Raw genomic sequence first — 18,999 nt, 5'->3', positions numbered from 1 at the left:
AAAGCGCACCGCCGGGCGCCGTATGACGCCCGCGCAGTAGCTTTGCAATGACTCTTAGAATTTGCCGATCATGTTGATGAATACCCCCTGGCTGTCGTAATCCAGATCCGTCAGGTCATCGGAGAAGTCGGTAAAGTTGTAACCGATACCCGCCTTGAAATGCCGTCCCATCTGGCGGTACAGCGCCACTAACGCACCACTGCGGCTATCGCCCGCTTCCGGCAGGTCGAGCAGGCGGCCTTCGATCAGCAGATCCCACTGATTCACAAAGTGCCAGTCCGCGCGCAGGACATACAGATGCGCGTTGCTGTCGAAAAACTCCGGATTTTCACGCTCCATACTCAACTGCCCCAAGCGGTAGGCGTACTTGGCGCCGAGAGTCCAGCGCTGGGTCAGGTCGTAGTTGGTGTCCACGGAGAAAATGTGGCTCTTCTGCACGAAATCGATGGCACTGCTGTTGCTGCTGGAGGTCACCAGCACCTGATCACTGGTGGGCACGTTGTAGAAATAGGTGTACTTCAGCAGCGTGTTCCAGCGGTCGTTCTCCACCGGGCGGTAGGCATAGCCCATTACACCCTCGGTGAATTTACCGTCGTAGAACTGTCCCGCCGAGCTCTGGCTGTCGGAGTAGTTGAGTTTGCCGACGAGACGCCAGTCCGGGCTGATCTGGAAGCTCAGGGCATTTTTCAGCAGCCAGGTTTTGCGCTCGTTTTCCAATACCGTCTCGGGATCGGACAGGGTCTGCATATTGTCGATGCGGTATTCCAGTGCGCTCGACAGACGCAAGTCGCCATCGTTGAAACCCATACTGGCCCCCATGGCACGGCGCTCGGTCTCGGCACCGGTGCGAGGATCTTCCAGGGTTCCCGCCTCGAGAGAGGTGCCGTAGTTCCACTTGTCGCTCGGCGCCAGGTCGATACCCAGGGCGTGAGTAAGGCCAGTGGACACATCGCCGTGGGTGTAGCGCTCCTCGCCGTAGATACTCGTGGTGTCGGAGAAGCGGCTGCGGAAACCGCTGTTGAGGTTGCCCTTACGCGCGCGTACGCCGGTGTCGGTGCGCTCGTTGTCGAGGGTATAGTTCAGGTAGAGATTGGTGCGGTCGGTCACCAGGAAATCCGTACCGAGACGCGCGGCGTTGCCGGTGTCTCCACCGGAGAGTTCGCTGTCCACGGTCAGACGATCACTCACCCGGTAGGCGCCACCAAAACCGACGCGGTTGTTTTCATCCCGGTTGCCAGACAACTCCGCGGTGCGCTGCACAAAGCCGAACGCACTCCAGTTCGCGCCGGAGTCATAACCGGCCTGGATGGCCACGTCGGTGCGATCGCCCTGTTTCTGGGTAACCGGCACCACCGGTGACAGGTCCTCGCGGGAATCGGAACGCGCAGCGGCCGCGAGACGCCAGCGCTCGCTGAGGCGATAGCCCAGCTCCACATCGGTTGCCGCCGTCTGCAGTCCCTGCTGCTGTTCCTTGTTGTCCATTTTCAGACCTACATCGAAACGCTCACCGATGGGCAGATTGATTACCGCTCCATACTGTTCGGTTTCCTGGGTAGCCAGCTGGCCCGGCGCGGAGAACCCCGCATCCCGCTGCTGGGCGTAAATGGACATGGAGCCGCGCGCGCCCTCAAAGAAATCTCCCATTTGCAGCGCGGCTTCGACCTTGTTCGCACCGGCCTTGGCATCCGGGTCAAACGGGGTCGGATCAACGCCGCCCTGTTCGAACCCACCCTGGTTGAAGCTGTACCCGCCGTCGAGGGAAGAGAGGTTTTCCAGGGTATTGCCCTGACTCTCAGCCACTTCCACTTTCATCCAGGTACCGGCGGTTTTGCGCAGGGTCAGGTCAACGCCATTGAGTGACGACTCGTTGTCTTCCTCATCCTGCTGGCTCGCGCTCATGCCAATACGCACATGATCACCCACCCAATACTGGGCGCGCCCGCCAACCGCCAGGGTATCGAGATCATCAAAGCCCGGGGTGTACTCGTAGCGGGCCACCAGATACTGCGGATTGCCGTTGTAGGAACCATCCTGCACGATCAGGTTGTCATTCGCGATGGCAGACAGCGGACGGTTCAGCAGTACGCGGCCCTGAATGTAATCCACGTCGTAGTCGATTACCGGGGTAAGGTTTTTCACCCCCAGCACCAGGCCTGAGTTCTTGTCCCGCACTTCCACACGCAGGCGCTCGGAGCCGGTGAGAATATCCTGGTGGCGCAGGTAGTAGAGGGAACCGCCGGTACCGCGGAACTCATCGCGACCGGCAATGGTGCCTGGCTCCGCGCTGAACGCATCCATTTCGAAACGCTTGTCGCCGAAATCGGTGACGTCATCGGTCTCGAAGTGGAAATTGGCCCCATAGAGTGCGCGATCGATATGCGCCAGTTCGTTGTCGGTGTAAGACGCCTTGAAGTTACCCCAGAGGGCGTAATCGTCGTAGTTTTCCAGCTTGATGAAAAACTTGCCGGACGTGGGCGCGTCTTCCACAACCGTGGAATCATCGCCGAAGGTCGGATAGTACAGATCGCTGTCGAGACGGCGGAACAGCGCACTGGGGTCCTTTTCCATGAAATTCGTGAAGAGCTGGTCGATGGGCCCCTCTTCCGTATCCGCACTGGCGGACAGACGCCAGCCGTCGCCGAAACTGCCGCTGGTGTAGAACGCCAGGCGGCCATCGTAGCTCGCAGAATTGTCGTAGTGGGTCTGGTCGCCGGTGACCAGCGCCGCCGGGCCATTGGTGTCGTCGCGGGCGATGGTTACGTCGGCAATGCCCACGGTAAACCAGTCGTCGCGATTGAACTCCAGGTCGCGCAGGAACAGCTCGCCGTTACCCTGCTCATCCAGCACCGCCACTTCCACCGTGTGCAGGCCCTTGGTAAAAATTTCCTCGGCGACGAAATCGCCACTGCTGCTGACCGGAATTTTACGGCCCGCCAGCCACACGCTGTGGTTGGCCGGGATCTCCGCACCGTTCACCAGCACCGCGTTGCCGTTTACCGGAATATTGCGCTCCGCCAGGCGATTTTCACCATAGCCGACGAGCAGTTCTTTTTCGGTGGTGGCTTCCTGCAGTTGCGGTTCGAAGTTATCCACCAGCCACAGGGTCTGCGGGCGGGTTTCGTCGAAGCGCTGTTTCCAGTCGTATACGCGCAGTACGTACTGCAGTTTTTTCAGCGGAGCCTGGAAGCTGTCGAAGTCTGCGTCCCAGCTGCCCTCGCCGTTCTGGTCCAGGGTCACCACCGCCAGCGGTGCGTCGCGCAGGGATTGCTGCTCCTCGAAAATACGCACTTCCGCGCGGGTAATGAACGAGGGGTAGTTGGTGTAGCGCTTGAACTGCACGCGACTCTCCACCAGCTCTGTTTCCGGATCGTCCGCGTAGCGGATGGTGCTGGGGAAGGCGGTGACGTTGAGGCGCGGCTGCATCGACTGGTTGTCGAAGCGGAACTGGATGTTGGCATTTTCCAGCGCCACGTCGGTACAGCGCTGCAGGTCCGCGGAGTTCTTGTGCGGATCGTATTCCGGTGCACCATCGACAGTGATACGCATCAGGTTCAGGGCGTAGGGGTTGTGGGCCAGGGCTTCCTGCTGCAGGCGCTCGATCTCCAGACGGTCCTGTTCAGCGAGAACCGCCAGTTCATCGTAGAGCACCTGTACTTCCACACGGGCGCCGTCCATGTGGATAAACCCGGTCTGCACCACATCCTTGGATTCCACATAACCGCGGCCTTCAAATTCCACCTGGTTATCGTCGAGGCCGAGCTTTTCCTGCACCAGCTCCATGGTTTTTTTCGCCCGCGCGGACGAAAGACCCACATCATCGCCGTAGACCATCGCCTCGCGGCGTTCCATGCGCTTGTTATCGCTGTAGCCGACAAAGCTCAGGCGCACGTTTTGCTTGCCCGCCACTTCTTCCATCAGGCGCTGCATCTGCGCCAGCTGCGCGCCGGAAATTTGCGGGTCGCCACCGTCGAGAAAAATCGGCGGCACATCGCCGGTGGGGGATTCGTGGGCGATGGTAATGGTTTCCGCGGTGGCGGATTCCGGACACGCCTGCACGCCGTCGGCGGCGGTCTCCAGTAAATCGTCGTACCAGAATTCCACTTCCACCCGACGGTTCAGAGAGCGGCCCTTGGCGGTATCGTTGGCGGCGATGGGCTGGGTCGCCCCCTTGCCGCTGCTGGTCACCATGTATCCCGGCAGGTTCAATTGGTCCGCAACGGCCAGGGCAACGCGGCGCGCCTCCGCGCGCGACAGCGCCATCTGGTCGTCATACAGCTCCGCCGGGCCCTCCGGCAGCGGCGCGCCGTCGGTATGGCCGACGAAGTGAATGGTGAGATTGGGCCTGTCCAGCAGGGTATTGCGCACTTCCTGAATACGGCGCACAAACGCCGCCGGCAGATCCACCTGTCCAGGCTGCAGACGCAGCGGCGATACCAGATTCTTCAGGCGCGCGCGCTGATCCGTGCCCGCGGTGTAGCGCAGTTTACACACCGTTTCCTGACGGCAGACTTTTACCCGGTTGAGCTGCAGCGCCTCCGCACGACGCTGGGCATCGCGGGCTTCCTGATCCAACTCGAAATAGCGCAGGGCCACCTCCACCCGGCGGTTCAGTTCGCGGCCCTTTTCGGTGATGTTCTCGGTCAGTGGCTCGCTGTCACCGCGCCCCTCCACCACGACGGCGTCTTCCGGTATTTCCAGTGCGGTCTGGAAATACTCCGCCACCTGTTGCGCACGCGCCTGGGTAAACGCGGTTTTATCCACGTACTCAGACTGCTGTTCGTCACTCAGTGGATCGCTATCGGTATGACCGGTAAAAATCAGTTGCAGTTCATGGGCATTGCTCAGGGCAGCGAGCCGTTCCCGCAACTGTGCGATCAACGCCGGATCAATTTCCTCGTCCACCTCGCGATACAGCAGCGGCGGCAGCACGTCTTTTTCCAGCACCGCCTCTTCAGGGGCAATAAAGGATTCCGCATCCTGTACCCACAACTGGCCGACGCTGGGAATCAGGGTGGTTTCTGTATTACTGCCCAGCGGCTTTTCGGTGTATTCACCCCCGCTCTCCACTTGTGGCGAGAGGCCGGGGATCAATTGCCACCAGGCAGTTTCTTTTTTGCTTTCTTCCTGCGCGAGCGCCGAAGCACTCACAAGCGCCACCATGACAATGGCCAGTTTATTTTTAGAAGGACGGAGCATTAGCGGGCGCCTCCCTGATCATCACTTCCGATCATGCGGTTAACACTGCGTTTGAGCCCGTCCAGCACACCGCCACGCTCGGGCGGCGCACCACGGCGCCAGAAAATTTCAGTTTCGATATTGAGTGGGTAACAGCAATCCAGTGCCGCCCAGTCCTCGGCGATACGGGCCTTGATGGTTTCAAGGCGCGCGTCTACCAGCGATGGATCTTCGTTTTCCGCCAGGTAGGACAGACGCAGCACGGACGGCGCTTCCTGCAGGCGTTCCAGCAACAGTTCCGTACGCGATTGCCACTGCGGGCGCAGCTCACTGGTACCGGGTTCGAACACCGCTTCCGCCAGGTCCAGACGCACCACACGATGCAGACTGGTACCGAAGTTGAACTCCAGCATCTTGCCTCGGGTAGCACGTTGAACTCGCGGGTTTTCCGTGGTCAGGCGGTAGCCGGAAGGCAGACTGCGGTCATCCAGCTTCAGTACAAAGTTGGAACCACGGTCCGGGTTCGGTACCGCCGCACAGGTAATGTGGAATCGGCCGTGGGCATCGGCGGTGGCCTTGAGGCCGTTCGCCGTCACCACGCGAGCCCCGGGCACACCGCCTTCGCCCTGGTCCTGGTAACCGTTCAGGTTCTTGTCATCGAACACCTTGCCGATCACGTCGGTACAGTCGAAGGTCGGGTCCGGTACCACGCGCACCGTGGCCATCGCTTCACCGGAGGTCTGCTGGCCGGAGAGTTCGTTGAACATGCGTGCGCGGTTGACGTATTCGCCCTCACCCACACCGGAGCCCACTACCAGCAGCAGTTTCAGACTGTGGGTCTGCTCCGGCTCTGCGCGGAGGCTCGGCCACTGCAGCTGCAGACCGTTCACTTCCGGCTCCACCGGCAGGCCGTCCAGGTTCGCGGAACCAGCCACGTACTTGAAGCCTGCGGGGAAGTAATCCACCAGCTGCAGATCCGTCAGCGGCACCGGCAGCGAGTTGCTGAAGGTGATGGTGTAGGGCACCAGCTGGCTGCGAGTCACATTCAGCATGGCCGCGGTTTTGGTCAGCGCGAGTGCACCTTCAAGCTGCGGGTCCAGCGCGATGTGGTTGTTGAACAGCTGGCTGCTTCCGGGCTGATTGGTATCGTCCAGATTGAGGCGCAGGTAGTAGTCGGTCTCTGCACTGCGCGCATCCAGATCAATGGATGGCGGCAGTACGGAAATCTGCACTTCGCAGTGATCCGCAGTACCCGGTATCGCGTCCGCGGTACTGCCGAGACACGCGGCAACATCGAAGCTGCCGGTATCGACACCCGTCTGCGGCGGAATGATCTGCGACGGACCGGAAACGTAATCCTCGCTCGGCACATCCACTTCGATCAGGTAGTCCGCGTTTACCGCGCAGGCAGCGCTGCTGAAGTTCACATCGAACTTGTAGAAACCACCGGTGAGGGTGACCTGGTTCTGCTGCTTGGGATCTTCGAAACAGCTGTCCGGCAGCGGCTGGCCGCTGGACGCCTGCAGCATGCGCACACGGGCGCCATTGATCGGCGCACGCAGTACGGAATCGTAGATCACACCGTTCGGGGTGATCGGCAGATTCAGGTTCTGCGGGTTGGCCCCGGAGCCCACGTAGATATCGCGGATCTGCTGCGGACCGTTGGTGTAGTCGGAGCTTGCGATACCGAGGGACGCGGTGGAGTCCACGGCATTGGGTGCCAGGTAGCGCAACTCGTAAGCGGCACCGCCCATGTTCTCGCCGTCCATGTTCGGCACCAGACCGTCGAACACGAAGTAGCCATTCTCATCGCTCTGCACGGTTTCCAGCAGCGCACTGTTAAAGTACAGCGATACGCTCCAGTTGGTGAGCAGCTGCTCTTCACTGTCGGCGGTCTCGCTGAAATTCACATCGTGCCAGAGGTAACCGGACAGGTTGGCAATACCCGGGGTACCGCCGATGTCGATGGCCACGGTGGCCTCGTTGTAGGCGGGCGGATCGTTCCATTTCACCTGAGCGGTGTTCACTACCGAGTAACCCATGGCCAGGTTATCCCCCAGCTTGGCTTCGAAGCGCAGGGTGATGGATTCGCTCGGCTGCAGGTCTCCGTAGTTGGTACTGTAGTCCGCGGTGATCAGCGGGCCGTCCACCATTACACCGTTGGCCTGGCCGTTCAGACGCGCGGAGTCTGCTACATAGGTGAGCACGCCTTCACCGGCCACCAGCAGGTCATCGTAGATGGTCACGAGGCTCGCGGGCACGGCACTGATGTTGGTCACGCGCACGATGTATTCCAGCACCTTGCCGGACTCCGCCGCGCCACCGCCGACAACCGCAACTTCCTTGGTAATGGAAAGCTGTTGGGCATCGCCCACGACCACTTCGGTGGGCTGGGCACCATTGCTGCTGTTGCCATCTGCATCGGTCAGGGTCAGCGGCAATTCGAGGCTGTAAACATTGCCCTGGTTGCTGATGATGGTGCCGCGCTCGGTATCCGCGTTCACCTTCACATCAAACACGATGGTGGCAGTCTGCGCGGTGGTAAGCACCCCCTCACCTGCCGCGGGCAGCGGCGGTGTCAGGTTTTCACTGCTGATGGCGATACCGGTAACCAGCGGTGAATCCACGCCGTTGTCCGCGATCGCAAAGCCGTTCAGTGTGGTGCTGCCGGGAACGTAGGTGGTGTGCTCGGGCACCAGATCCACAAAGCGCGCCTCCGTTGCATCCTTGCCACCCATATTGCGGATGGTGATGGTGTAACGCAGTGTGTCCTCCGGGTCGACGATGCCGGCGCTCATGTTGTCCACTGCCAGCTGTACGGTTTTCTGTGCGCGCAGCAACGGAACATTACCGACGATGTCGATGGTGGGGTCGTCGGCCACTTCAGTGGTGGGGTCGTCAGACGGCTGCTCGTCGACAGGAGTATTGCCGCTGCCCGCGCCGACACCGTTGGCAAAGCCCTGGTTGGATATCACCGTGCCGTCGTTGACGTTGTTGATGGTCACATCAAAGGTGATTACCGCAGCCTGCGCACCGCTGGCGGTTGGGTCCGCCTGCAGTTCACCGGCTTCCGCACCCGGGGAGTGGATCACCAGAGTCTGCACCAGCGGAGTACTGCCATTGACGTCTTCCAGCGCCGCGCCGTTCAGGGTGGTAGAACCGGCAACGTAGGTGGTGTTGGCGGGCACCTGATCGCGCAGGCTGGCCTCCAGCATGTTTTCGTTACCGATATTTTCTACCCGCAGGGTGTACCGCAGGGTATCGCCCGGCATCAGGCTGTCCGGCTCGCCGGTGAGATCCTCGGAGAGTTTTTCGACCTTCAGCACCGGTGCGGATTCGATCATCACGCGGGTAGGGTCTTCATCTCCCGTCACCTGCGGGTCGGCAGCGCCGTTGATGTTGGGGTCGTCACTGTTGATCAGCGGCTGCCCCGGCAACTGCACCTGCGCCTGGTTCAGCACGGCGGTCCCGTTGTCGATCACGCCCACCAATTGCACCTGATACACCAGCTGGATTTCTTCCGTACCGCTGCCGGCGCCGCCCAGAGTCAGGCTGCGCACATCCACCAGACCGCTACCATTGGCACCGCCAGTTGCGGAGGTCGCCGCAGTATCCGCGCCTGCCGGTGCGGAGATCAGCTGCAGTGTGCCCGGCGCGAAGAATGCCGGTGCATTCAGTCGGTCCAGTTCATCGATCACAGAGACGTTTTCTACCTCCAGATCGCTGAGGTTACGCAGCGTCACGGTGTACTGCAGCAGATCACCGGGAGTGGCGGTGGTTGCCGGGCTGACACCGGTGGTGATGTTTTCCACTACTTTCTCAAACAGCACGCTCGGCACTGCGGCGGTAACAGTGAATACGTCCTCATGGTCTTCCACAGACGGTGTGCCATCGGGCGGATTCGCGGCATAGGCGCGCTCGTATATACGCGCATCCGGACCAGTGCTGTCCCAGCTGTACCAGCGCTCGACGCCGGCGACATTATCGAGCGCCGTGCCATCCACGGTGTTGTCGTCGAGCCACGCATCGTAGGCAAACTGCACATGGTAATCCGCGGCCACAGGCGCATTTGTACCTTGTGTAGTAAACGTCAGTGTGCAGGCATCAGCGTCAAACGCGACGGTGAAATCACTGCCTTCAGTGAGGGTCGACACCGCATTGCCACCCGCGTCCAGAATGGTCGCGGCGAAGTTGGCCGGCGGCGTTGCACACAGACCGCCCTGCGCCGTGCTGGGAAGGAAGTCGCGCACGGTGAGATCCCAGGCAGGACCGGTGCCGCGGTTGTGCACATCCAGCAGGAAGCGCCCCGACAGGCCGGACTGGATGGTGCTGGCGCCGTTGGCCATGGATTTGGTCATCACCAGTTCGGTGGGCTCCACCACGGTCATATCCGCGGTAGCATTGCCGCCGCCGGCACCCTGGCCGCTGGCCGGGTCATCATTGACGAAGTTGTAGCGGTAAGTGGCGCTGCTATTGAACGTCTGGCCGTCCGCATTCGGTGGATTCACATCCCGCAGGCGCACGATCACATCCACTACCGCCTGCTCGTTCGCAGGCACATCGATGCCGTTGGTGGTGTCTTCAATAATCAGCTGATTGCCGGTACCGGTATTTACCGGCGCAAAGCTGGCGCTGCCGGAAACTTTCTCGGCCGAGACAAATACCAACTCCGCGGTGTCCGGCAGATCGATGACCACCTGCACATCGTTCAGCGCGGCCGCCTGGGTGGTGGCCGGAATGGTAATGCGATAGCGGAACGGTTCGCCGATCGATGCCGTTTCCTGGGTGTTGGCGATATCCAGATCCACCGCACTGGGTGTGCTGAACGCGACACCCTGTGGTGCCGTGGGACCATAGTCTTCGCGCATGTCTTCGGCCACATTCACCGCCGCCAAGGTCGGCAGCGCGTCCGCGGCGAGAGAGTAGTAAACCTCGATAAAAGCGCCGTTTTCGATAGAGAGACCGGCACCGATATCGGCATCCGCCTGCAGGCGATAGGTCATCTCCAGAATGCCGCCGGCGGGAATCGCATAGCCACTGCCAACGAAGTCCCAGCGCACTTCACCGGTCGCCGCGTCGTATACCGGGGTCACATTGGCTACACCGCCACCGTTGATGGTGGTGCTTTCCACCATCACACCTGCCTGGCGCAGTCCCGCCGGCACCAGATCGCGCAGGGCCAGGTCATAGGCCGGCGAAGAGCCGGTGTTGGTCAGGGTAACCGTGAACTCGACGAGTTCATTCGGTTCGAGCACCGCATCGCCGTTGGCGGCCGTGCCCGCGATGGCCAGTGCCACCTCCGGCTGCAACAGCTCAACAGTCTCTGCCGAGGTCATGCTGGCGCTGCCGGCGGCAGTCTCGAACACGTACTCCGCGTTATTGGTAAGCGGCGTGCTATTGGCGGGCCATGGGTGTACGTCCTGATTAAGAACACGCGCCAGATAGTGGATCACAAACGCATCGTTCGTCGCGTCGTTATCACCCTGGTTAATCAAATCATCAAGTTGCCAGCTGACCGTCGTGGGACCGGACGCGGGGTTACCGGACTGTACCGGTTCCATCACCTCGCCGTGACTGAACGGTGCAACCGCCGCAAACGGAGCACTGGTATCGCCGTTGATGGAAACGGTGCGCTCGAACACCATGCCTTGCGGTAAGGTATCGGTCACGGCCGCATTGGGGTGGGCCCCCTCCTGCAGGTTCACCCGCAGTTCAAATTCCACCAGGTCGCCCACGCGCAACTGCTTGTCGGCTGCGTTGTAGCTGTCGCCTATATGCCGTTTTTCCAGGGTGGTGGTATTTGCCGTTACCAGTGCGGCGGTGGTGCCATCGATAAAGTAATCGTTGAGGCCGCCGCTGCCATTGCGCTCGTAAACACCGCTGTTGTCGTCGTCGAGGCTGGTCCACTCCACGCGGCTCACCGCAGAGAGGTCCGCACCCGCCAGCACGGTTTCCAGCACGCGTACATCAAATACCAGCGTGGCGCTGGTGCCGAAAGCGATATCGAGATCCGCCGTAGCTACATCCCAGCGCAGCGCCTGCGCCGCCGCCTGCCCGTCACCACTGATCACCGGATCGACTATGGCCATACCGGCAAAGGTCGCACTGCCCGGCACGAACTCGAGGCCGAGGGACAGTTGTTCTTGCAACAGCAGGTCGAAGGCGTCCGCACTGTTATCGGCGATGCCGGCCTCGGTCAGATCCAGCGTGAATCGCAATACGTCACCTGCGGCGGGCTCGGTACCCGGCGCGGTCTGGTTGACGACGGTTTTAGCCGCGCTCAACTGCGGCTCGATCACGGTCAGCGTGGGCGCCGTTCCGGCACCGCCGTCGATCTGGGTTCCGCCATCGGTTTCTGCGTAGGTAAAGCTCGCCACATTGTCGAAGTTGTGCCCCTCCTGCGCGGCTGCGTTGTTGGCCACGCGCGCGCGGATCTCGATCTGCGCGCGGCTACCCGCCGGCAGCAGATCCAGTGCCAGCGCGATGTTGTTACCACTGGAATTGTCGGTAACCGGCAGTCCGCCCAGCTCCTGGATACTGATGATTTCCAGGCTCGGGTCGAGCACATCGCTGACAGTCAGGTCGTAAATGGCAGAACTGGTGTTGGTGGCCGGCACCAGCAGCTGGTACACCACTTCTTCACCGACAACCGCGGTGCCATCGACCGGTGCCAGCAACAGTTTCTGCAGCGGATCGAGACTGACCGGAGCTGTGGACATCAGGTACGGTGCCGGCAGTGTTACGGGAGCATATTTCTGCGCGTTGCTCGGCGGCAGTGACCAGTACTCATCGATGACAAAACTGTTCTGCCAGTTTCGGTCGCCACCCACATCGGTGTGGAAGCCGATGTCGTAATTCACGGTGACACACAGGCCCGAATCCAGCGGCACATTCAGCGCGAACGCCATATCACCATCGCGAGCTGCCGCGGGCGTGTAGGTGTAATCGCTGGCCGCGAGCACCGCACCATCGATGCTCACCTCGAGGTTCTGGATCGAGGTCTCGTCCATTTCCCAGGCGAGGTCATCAGTGAGTTGCACACCATAAGCCGGTGCCGCACCGCTGTTACAGGCCTGCAGGCTGAAGCGCATTACATCGTTGGCCAGGTCGCTGACCAGATACGGGCTGCTGCGGCCGTCGCGATCCGTTTTGGTCAGGCTGTCGATGACCGGCTGCAGTACCGTTATCGTGGCCGAGCTTTCCAGTCGCGCCAGTACCGCAGGGTCGGTCGGCGGATTGCCACTGCCATCGGTGTACGTGAGGTTTGCGGTGTTATCGAGCGTCGTGCTCGCCACATGAGGAATACCGCGGTCTTCAGTCACCCGCGCCACATATTCAATAATCAGTGGTGTGGCAGTGCCGAGCTCGCGGGTCACGTTGCCGAGATTCCAGGTCAGCGAGGTATCTCCGGCCGCGGGCTGGCTCACCGGCGTAAACATATAGCCACCGGCGGCGTCATCAATACTGAATGACTCCAGCACCAGACCGGTGGCCATGGTATCGGTGACGACCACGTCATTAGTGGTGCCCGGCTGCACATTGACTTCGAGACGGTAAGTCACCGTGTCCCCGACGCGCACAGTGTTGTCCGCGGGGTCGGCGTAGCTGTCACTCACCACCCGTTTCTGCAGACCACTGTTGTCTACGGTATTGATGGCCGCCTGCGCCGGCCCCGAACAGTAATTGTTGGGATCGGTAACACTGGGGCAGCCGCTGCCGTGGCGCTGGTATATGTCCTGGCCGATGACGTCGTCATTCAGGGACGTCCAGTCCACGTAGGCTTCGTTCAGCACCGGCTGACCGAACACCGACACCACATTGGCGCGATAGGTTATTTCCAGCGTCTGACCCAGCGGCAGATCCAGCCCGTTGTCCGCATTCTCACGGCCCCATACCAACTGATTCGACGCGGGCGTCGCGGGTGTCGCGACAAAGCCGGCCACGGCGGTGCCGTTGATGGTGGCCGTCGGTGCTACGGAAGAGTCGAAGCGCACTTCCGGCGGCAGGATATCCAGCACATTCAGGTCGAAGGCGTCGACCGTCGAGGCACCGGTGTGACGGATGGTCAGTACATACTCCAGTACATCCCCGCCCTGCGCGAGGCCGGCGGATCCTGTGGTGTTGGTGACCGCTTTCAGAATCTCAAGCTCCGGTTCTACCGCGGTAATTGCAACACTGGTATCGGTGAGCGCTTCTTCCGCGCCGGTTTCACCATTGCTGTAATTCAGCGTGGCTTCGTTGCGCAGGGTATCTCCATCTTCGGTCTCGACAATTTCATTATCGATACGCGCGAAGTAGTGAATGGTGATGGTCGGAACAACCGGAGTCGCGCCCGCATCGTCCTCACTTGCGGTATCCACGGTGCCGATGTTCCACACCACATCGCCGGTCGCCTCGGCGGCGGGAACGCCGTTGAAATTACACGCACCATCCACCGGTGCTGCGCCATTGATCAGCTCGATGCCAATGTAGGTACAGCGGATATCGTAATTGGCATCGCGGGCCATCACGTAACTGGTACCGCCCGCTGCCAGGCGGTCGGTGATACGCACATTATTGCTGATGCCATCGGGCAGAGTGATTTCCAGCTGGAATTCGCGGTGCGCACCAACAGTGCGGTTCTCCGCCGTAGCGCCATTTACGGTGATGTCCTGCTTGGTAATGGCGAGCGCGGCGAGCTCTATATCGACCGTATTACTGCTCGCCTCGTAATCGTTGATGCCGTCACCGGCATGGGGCAGCTCGCCGATACGCTGGCCGTCCAGGTCGCCGTCGATGCCAATCTCGCCAGTAGGATTGAGTGCAGTGCTCTGCCCCGGCAGGGAAGTCCAGGCGGCGTGGGCGATATTGCTCAACTGCTGCAGCGGCTGAGCCGTATCGTCGATGCGGACCTGGAAGCTGAACTCCCGGCTCGCACCGGGTGCCAGCGGGTTTTCCGGATTCCATACAAACACCGGGCGATTTGCACCAAAGGTAGCGGTATCCACACTGTCTGGCAGTGTAGTGCCAGTAACGCTGGTGTCGACGAACGTCATTTCGCTGTCGAGCAGATCGTCCCAGAGCCGCAGGTTGTAGGCATTGGCGGTGCCATTGTTGGTTGCGGTCAGCGTGATGGTAACGAGATCACCCGCATCCATATCTGCCACGGCATCCCAGCTTTTGGTCAGCGCAATAAGCGGTTCAGTTACCTGCACTTCAACCTGGCCGTAATCCAGGCTGTGATCATTGTTGGCTTCGTCACGCCATTCCAGGGTGGCATTGGTGGCAGGCTGGCCGTTAATCAGAGCCGTGCCGTCATTATTTGTCGCGCTGTTTTGAACCCGGGCAATAAATTTCAACTCGAACGTGAAACGGTTCGGGTCGCGGTCCGGCGAAGGATTGGTAAGCACCACATCGCCGAAAGACCACTGCACCTGGCTGTCGCTACAGACAGGCGTAACATCACCCACATTGGATAGATTCGGACGCTTGAACCCGGCGGCACTCCAGGGCGCATCGGTACTCAGATCGATGGTGGGTGCATCCGCACACACCAGGCCCGCGGGCAGTTGATCGGTAACCGTGAGGTTACGCAACTGCGCCACCGGCAATTCGGCGGTGAGTGTGTATTCGATCTCCTCGCCGATTTTAACCGGCTGAACACCACTGCCCGCGAGCGGTGTTTCCGACAGACCGGTGATGGTTTTCGGCTCGGTGGTAGGCTCACTAAAGGTCAGCGATGCCTGTGCTTCGGTATTGGCATCCGCTGCCGCAGGATAGATACGCGCGCCGCCCAGCTCACCACTGCCCGGCATGATAACGGTCTGATTGCTGTGCTCATTGCCACTTCCTTCCAGCGAGTCGTAATAGGTCACAGCAACGGTATTGGTGAGAACTTCCGACGGCGCAATACGATCGTCCGGATCTACGCGGTAATACATATGCGCGCTGGCACCCGACTCCAGGCGACGCAAACCGATTCCGTCCACACCCTGAGTATGGGAGAAGGTGATGGTGGTACCGTTGCCATCGTTCATGACGTTGCCGACGATAACGCCCTCACCATCGGGATCGGCGCCATCCACCAAGCCATCGCCATCGTTGTCGATGCCATCGGTATTCAGGTCTTCAATAAACAGTAAATCCGGCAGGGAATCTTCTACGGTCAGATCGTAGACCGGGGGCCGCGGATGACCATCTGCGGAGGTTTCACTGTTGACGGTCAAACGGTAAATGTAGTCATTGGTGGTCACCGCCCCCTGATAATCATCCGTCCATCCGGCACCGCAGGCTCCCGTTGCCGCATTGAAATCAGAGGCTGCACAGATTTCCTTCACCACATTGATGAGTGGTTCGGTCACCACCACATCCACACGACGAATGGGCTCTTTGGGGTAACCCACGGTCTCGCCACCGCCATAGCTGCCGAACTCGTACTCTTCCCAGATGCCAGTGTTGTTGTTGAAGAAAACCCCTTTAAACGAAGAGTCCAGCACATTGGCACTGTCACTGCCATGCAGGTTGGGCGCGGCGCGGTTGTTCTGGGTTTGGTTCAGTAAACGGCTGGTATTGTTGATCGTGAACCACTGATCGATGTCGATAACATAGTCGCTATTCGGTGCACCGCTGAAACCCGATGCCTCGGTACCGGTAAAGCGCCAGCCGAACGGACTGAATTCACCCAGTGCGGTGGTACTCGGATCATTCGGTGCCTGGGTTGCGCCGGCTATCTGCGACGTCACCAGCGGTGTGGTGCTGGAAATATAGCCCTGCCCGTTCGGGATCAGATCCAGTACCTGGATATCGCGCACACCGATAAAGTTGAAGCCGCGGGAGTCGAAACCAAACCAGCCACCGGTCTGGATGCGTACGGTACATTCCTCACCGATCTGCACATGCTCGGCGGACTTGGTCTGACCGGGGAAAGTATTTGCCGGGGCGCGAGTGACGGCAGCGGCGTTTTCGTTGCACACCCCGAGATCCGGCACCCCGCCAAAATTGCCGGAATCGGTATCACCGGCGGCCACCTGATCTTTCTTCAGGTTGAAACCGATCCCGCGCGACCAGTGTGCATCCAGTGAGTAGAGATTGCCGCGATCCACTTCGCCGTCGCTGCGGGTGTTACTGGCACTGCCCGGAGCCGGGAACCACAGCGGATGGCCATTGGTGATCCCGGTGGGATTATTCACGGTGATATTGGAAACGTTGCGGTTACCACCGTTATTGACCTGATTGACATTGGTCGTGCTGTAGTTGATTTGCGCCGGTGTGATTGCGAAATCACTCAGGGTGAAGATCTCGCCCACCACATCTGCACGGAAGGTCAGATCGTCCGCGGCAATACCCGCAGGGTTGGTGGTTTTATTAACCTCGAACTCGAACGTCACGCTGGCGCCCGCGGCCAGTGATGCATTGAACGGTGATCCGCTCGGCTGACACTGATACACGGTGCCGTTGGTCGGAAGCAGCATATGCATCTTGTCGACTTGATCCGGTGCCGGGTTCACCGCCCACACCTTGTAGGGATCCGGGTGCCCCATGGGGCGACCGTTGCCGTCCACACTGGTTTGCGCAATCGGCACCACGGCGCAGCTGAAGCCCATCGGCGGCGTGTCATTAACCACATTGATGGTGGCACCAAAGCTGATGAACACACGGAAGTCCCGCGCTTCATCGCCACCGCGGTTGGTCAGAGTGACCGACAGCGGCGTGGTCTGGCTGCGGTCGTCGGTAATGATGAACGTGGGCTGGTCGATATTGACATCCAGCTCTTCCGGCGAGAACTGTACCGGAGTGCCCCCGCTGTTTGCCGCGAAGGTATTGTTTTGACCGTTGCCGGTCATACGGGATTGCAGTACACCCTGGCCGTTACAGAGTGTCTTGACCTGCATTTCCACAATATTGTCCAGACCGCTAAAGCCATTCAAATCCGGATCGGTTTTTTCTCCGGGGCGTTTGAACAGAGCAACGGCCGGGTGTTCCTCCAATACGTCCAGGTCCGCCGCACGATCAAAATATTCGGCCGCTTTCATTACTACCGCAAAGCGGATCACCACTACATCGCCATGACGCATCAGGCCAGTGCTTTCCTCGGCCTGGTCCGCATCGGTATCCGTGGTACTGCTGGTTAGCTTGAATTGTGGCTCGGAGTTATTCAGGTAACTGGTGGTATCGCTGATGTCGCCGGGGATCGCCCCCTGGGCATTGACCCACTCCAGCGTGTCTACGCGCCCCGGGTATGTTCCATAGAGGGAATTTTGGGCTTCAATTCTGGGCGCGTAGCTGGGATCCACCACATATTCGTCCGGCAGCTCATCGCGCAGATGCCAAGCCATGGATGGGTCAAACCAGACGGTGCCTCGCCCTTCGTTGCGCAGGGTAATGGTCATCAGGCCGCGCATGCCCACAGGGCCGGTGCCGGTAATACCGGTGAGTTGGCGCTCCACGCGCAATGCACTGGTACCGCCGTTGAGGCCGTAGTAGGTATCGAGACGTGCGGTTTCCGACTGATTGGAATCAATACCGCCGGGAGGCGATTGAACCGCACAGCCAAATTCCACATCGTTAAAGGTGTTGACCAGCTGGCCAGCCGTACAAGAGCCGTTATTGCGAATCTTGCCGACCACATAAAGATTAATATTGCCGCCCTGGCGGATATCAATGGCGTCGTTAGAGGTACCAGCCGCAACCGCATTTACGGTACCGGCATAGGGCGTGGGAATATTGTCGTTGTGACCAAAGGGGGCATCCACATCCCAGTTGCTCAATACCGTGCCAGTGGCGGCATCGGTGGCAACGCAGCTGGACCCGACAGGAAGCGCGCCGTTGTTGGCTGCAACCGTGTCGGCAGCATCCGCGGAAGGACAGACGTAGTTTGCCGTCATCACATCCGCGCGGCTCAGCAGATCGTCGATACGCAGATCCTGCAGCGGTGCGTCACCGGTATTGCGGACGTTGATTCGCCATACGATATCGTCGTCGTTGTGACCAAACACCTGGTCACTGCGGGTATCGCGACGCTGGCCGCTGTCGTAGTTCCAACCCTGTTTGTTAAGTACAATTCCCGGCTCGCGGATATCCACACTGCCTGTGTGCTGGTTTTGGGGACGGTTGTAGTTTTCCCAGAAATCGGTGGGCGGATTATCCGCGTTCCCCGGAAAATTGTCGTACCAACCGTTATTTCGCCAGTTATAACTACGACCAGGATTATCGTTACAGCCGTCCGCCATCGTGTAGTTGATGGTGGCCGTGGCCTGGGGATTGGTGTTGAAAAGCGATTCCGGGCTATTGGTGGGTCTGCGGTGTACGGGTATACGCAGCGTAACAACCTGGCCAGGCGGCAGGTCTGCCATATTGTTCACGGAAATGGTGCTGGTACCGCTGAGAGTTCCGCCCAGCGGCAGCGACGCCACAACCTCCGTATACAGCTCCAGGCCATTATTCAAGCTAATGGTTACGCCGCCTGAATTATTGAAATCCAGTGAAGGGTTTTGCGATCCGTAATTCGGATTGCGACGGCTCTGAGTAACATCGTACAGAGCAGGGCCCCCCGGGCCCGGCGGGTTGTACCACTCCTGAACCACCTGCGTTTGATACGGCTGATCACCATCGGCAGCATTGGTACCCCTGCGGTACGGGTTGGTGATCTGCACTTCCACAAACCCATAGCCACAGAACTCACAGTAGCTGTTCTGGACGGTCACAAGTCTGCTGGTCGGATTCTCCTGGCCGACCACACACATGTTGGTATACGCGGCCAACGCCTGCCCCGAACACAACAACAGCGCAGCAGAGAGCAACCACCGCACAGAATGTCCCAGTGCCGCCAGTGCATTTCCGAATGAT

General features: G+C 60.0%; 2 protein-coding genes. Both read right to left on the bottom strand.

Going from position 1 to position 18,999, the window contains the following annotated elements; translation table 11 throughout:
* Positions 1 to 54 precede the first annotated feature (54 nt).
* Positions 55 to 5,196 (bottom strand): OmpA family protein, encoded by a 5,142-nt coding sequence (locus tag C3938_RS11545; RefSeq protein ID WP_105103456.1) that lies wholly within the window; start codon positions 5,194 to 5,196, stop codon positions 55 to 57.
* Positions 5,196 to 18,962 (bottom strand): isopeptide-forming domain-containing fimbrial protein, encoded by a 13,767-nt coding sequence (locus tag C3938_RS11540; RefSeq protein ID WP_158681661.1) that lies wholly within the window; start codon positions 18,960 to 18,962, stop codon positions 5,196 to 5,198. The genes C3938_RS11545 and C3938_RS11540 overlap by 1 nt, the downstream gene beginning before the upstream one ends.
* Positions 18,963 to 18,999 lie beyond the last annotated feature (37 nt).

The sequence above is a fragment of the Microbulbifer pacificus genome, assembly GCF_002959965.1.
Taxonomy (GTDB): Bacteria; Pseudomonadota; Gammaproteobacteria; order Pseudomonadales; family Cellvibrionaceae; genus Microbulbifer; species Microbulbifer pacificus_A.
Note: the sequence above shows the minus strand (reverse complement) of the source record. Positions and strands in the feature narration are given on the sequence as shown.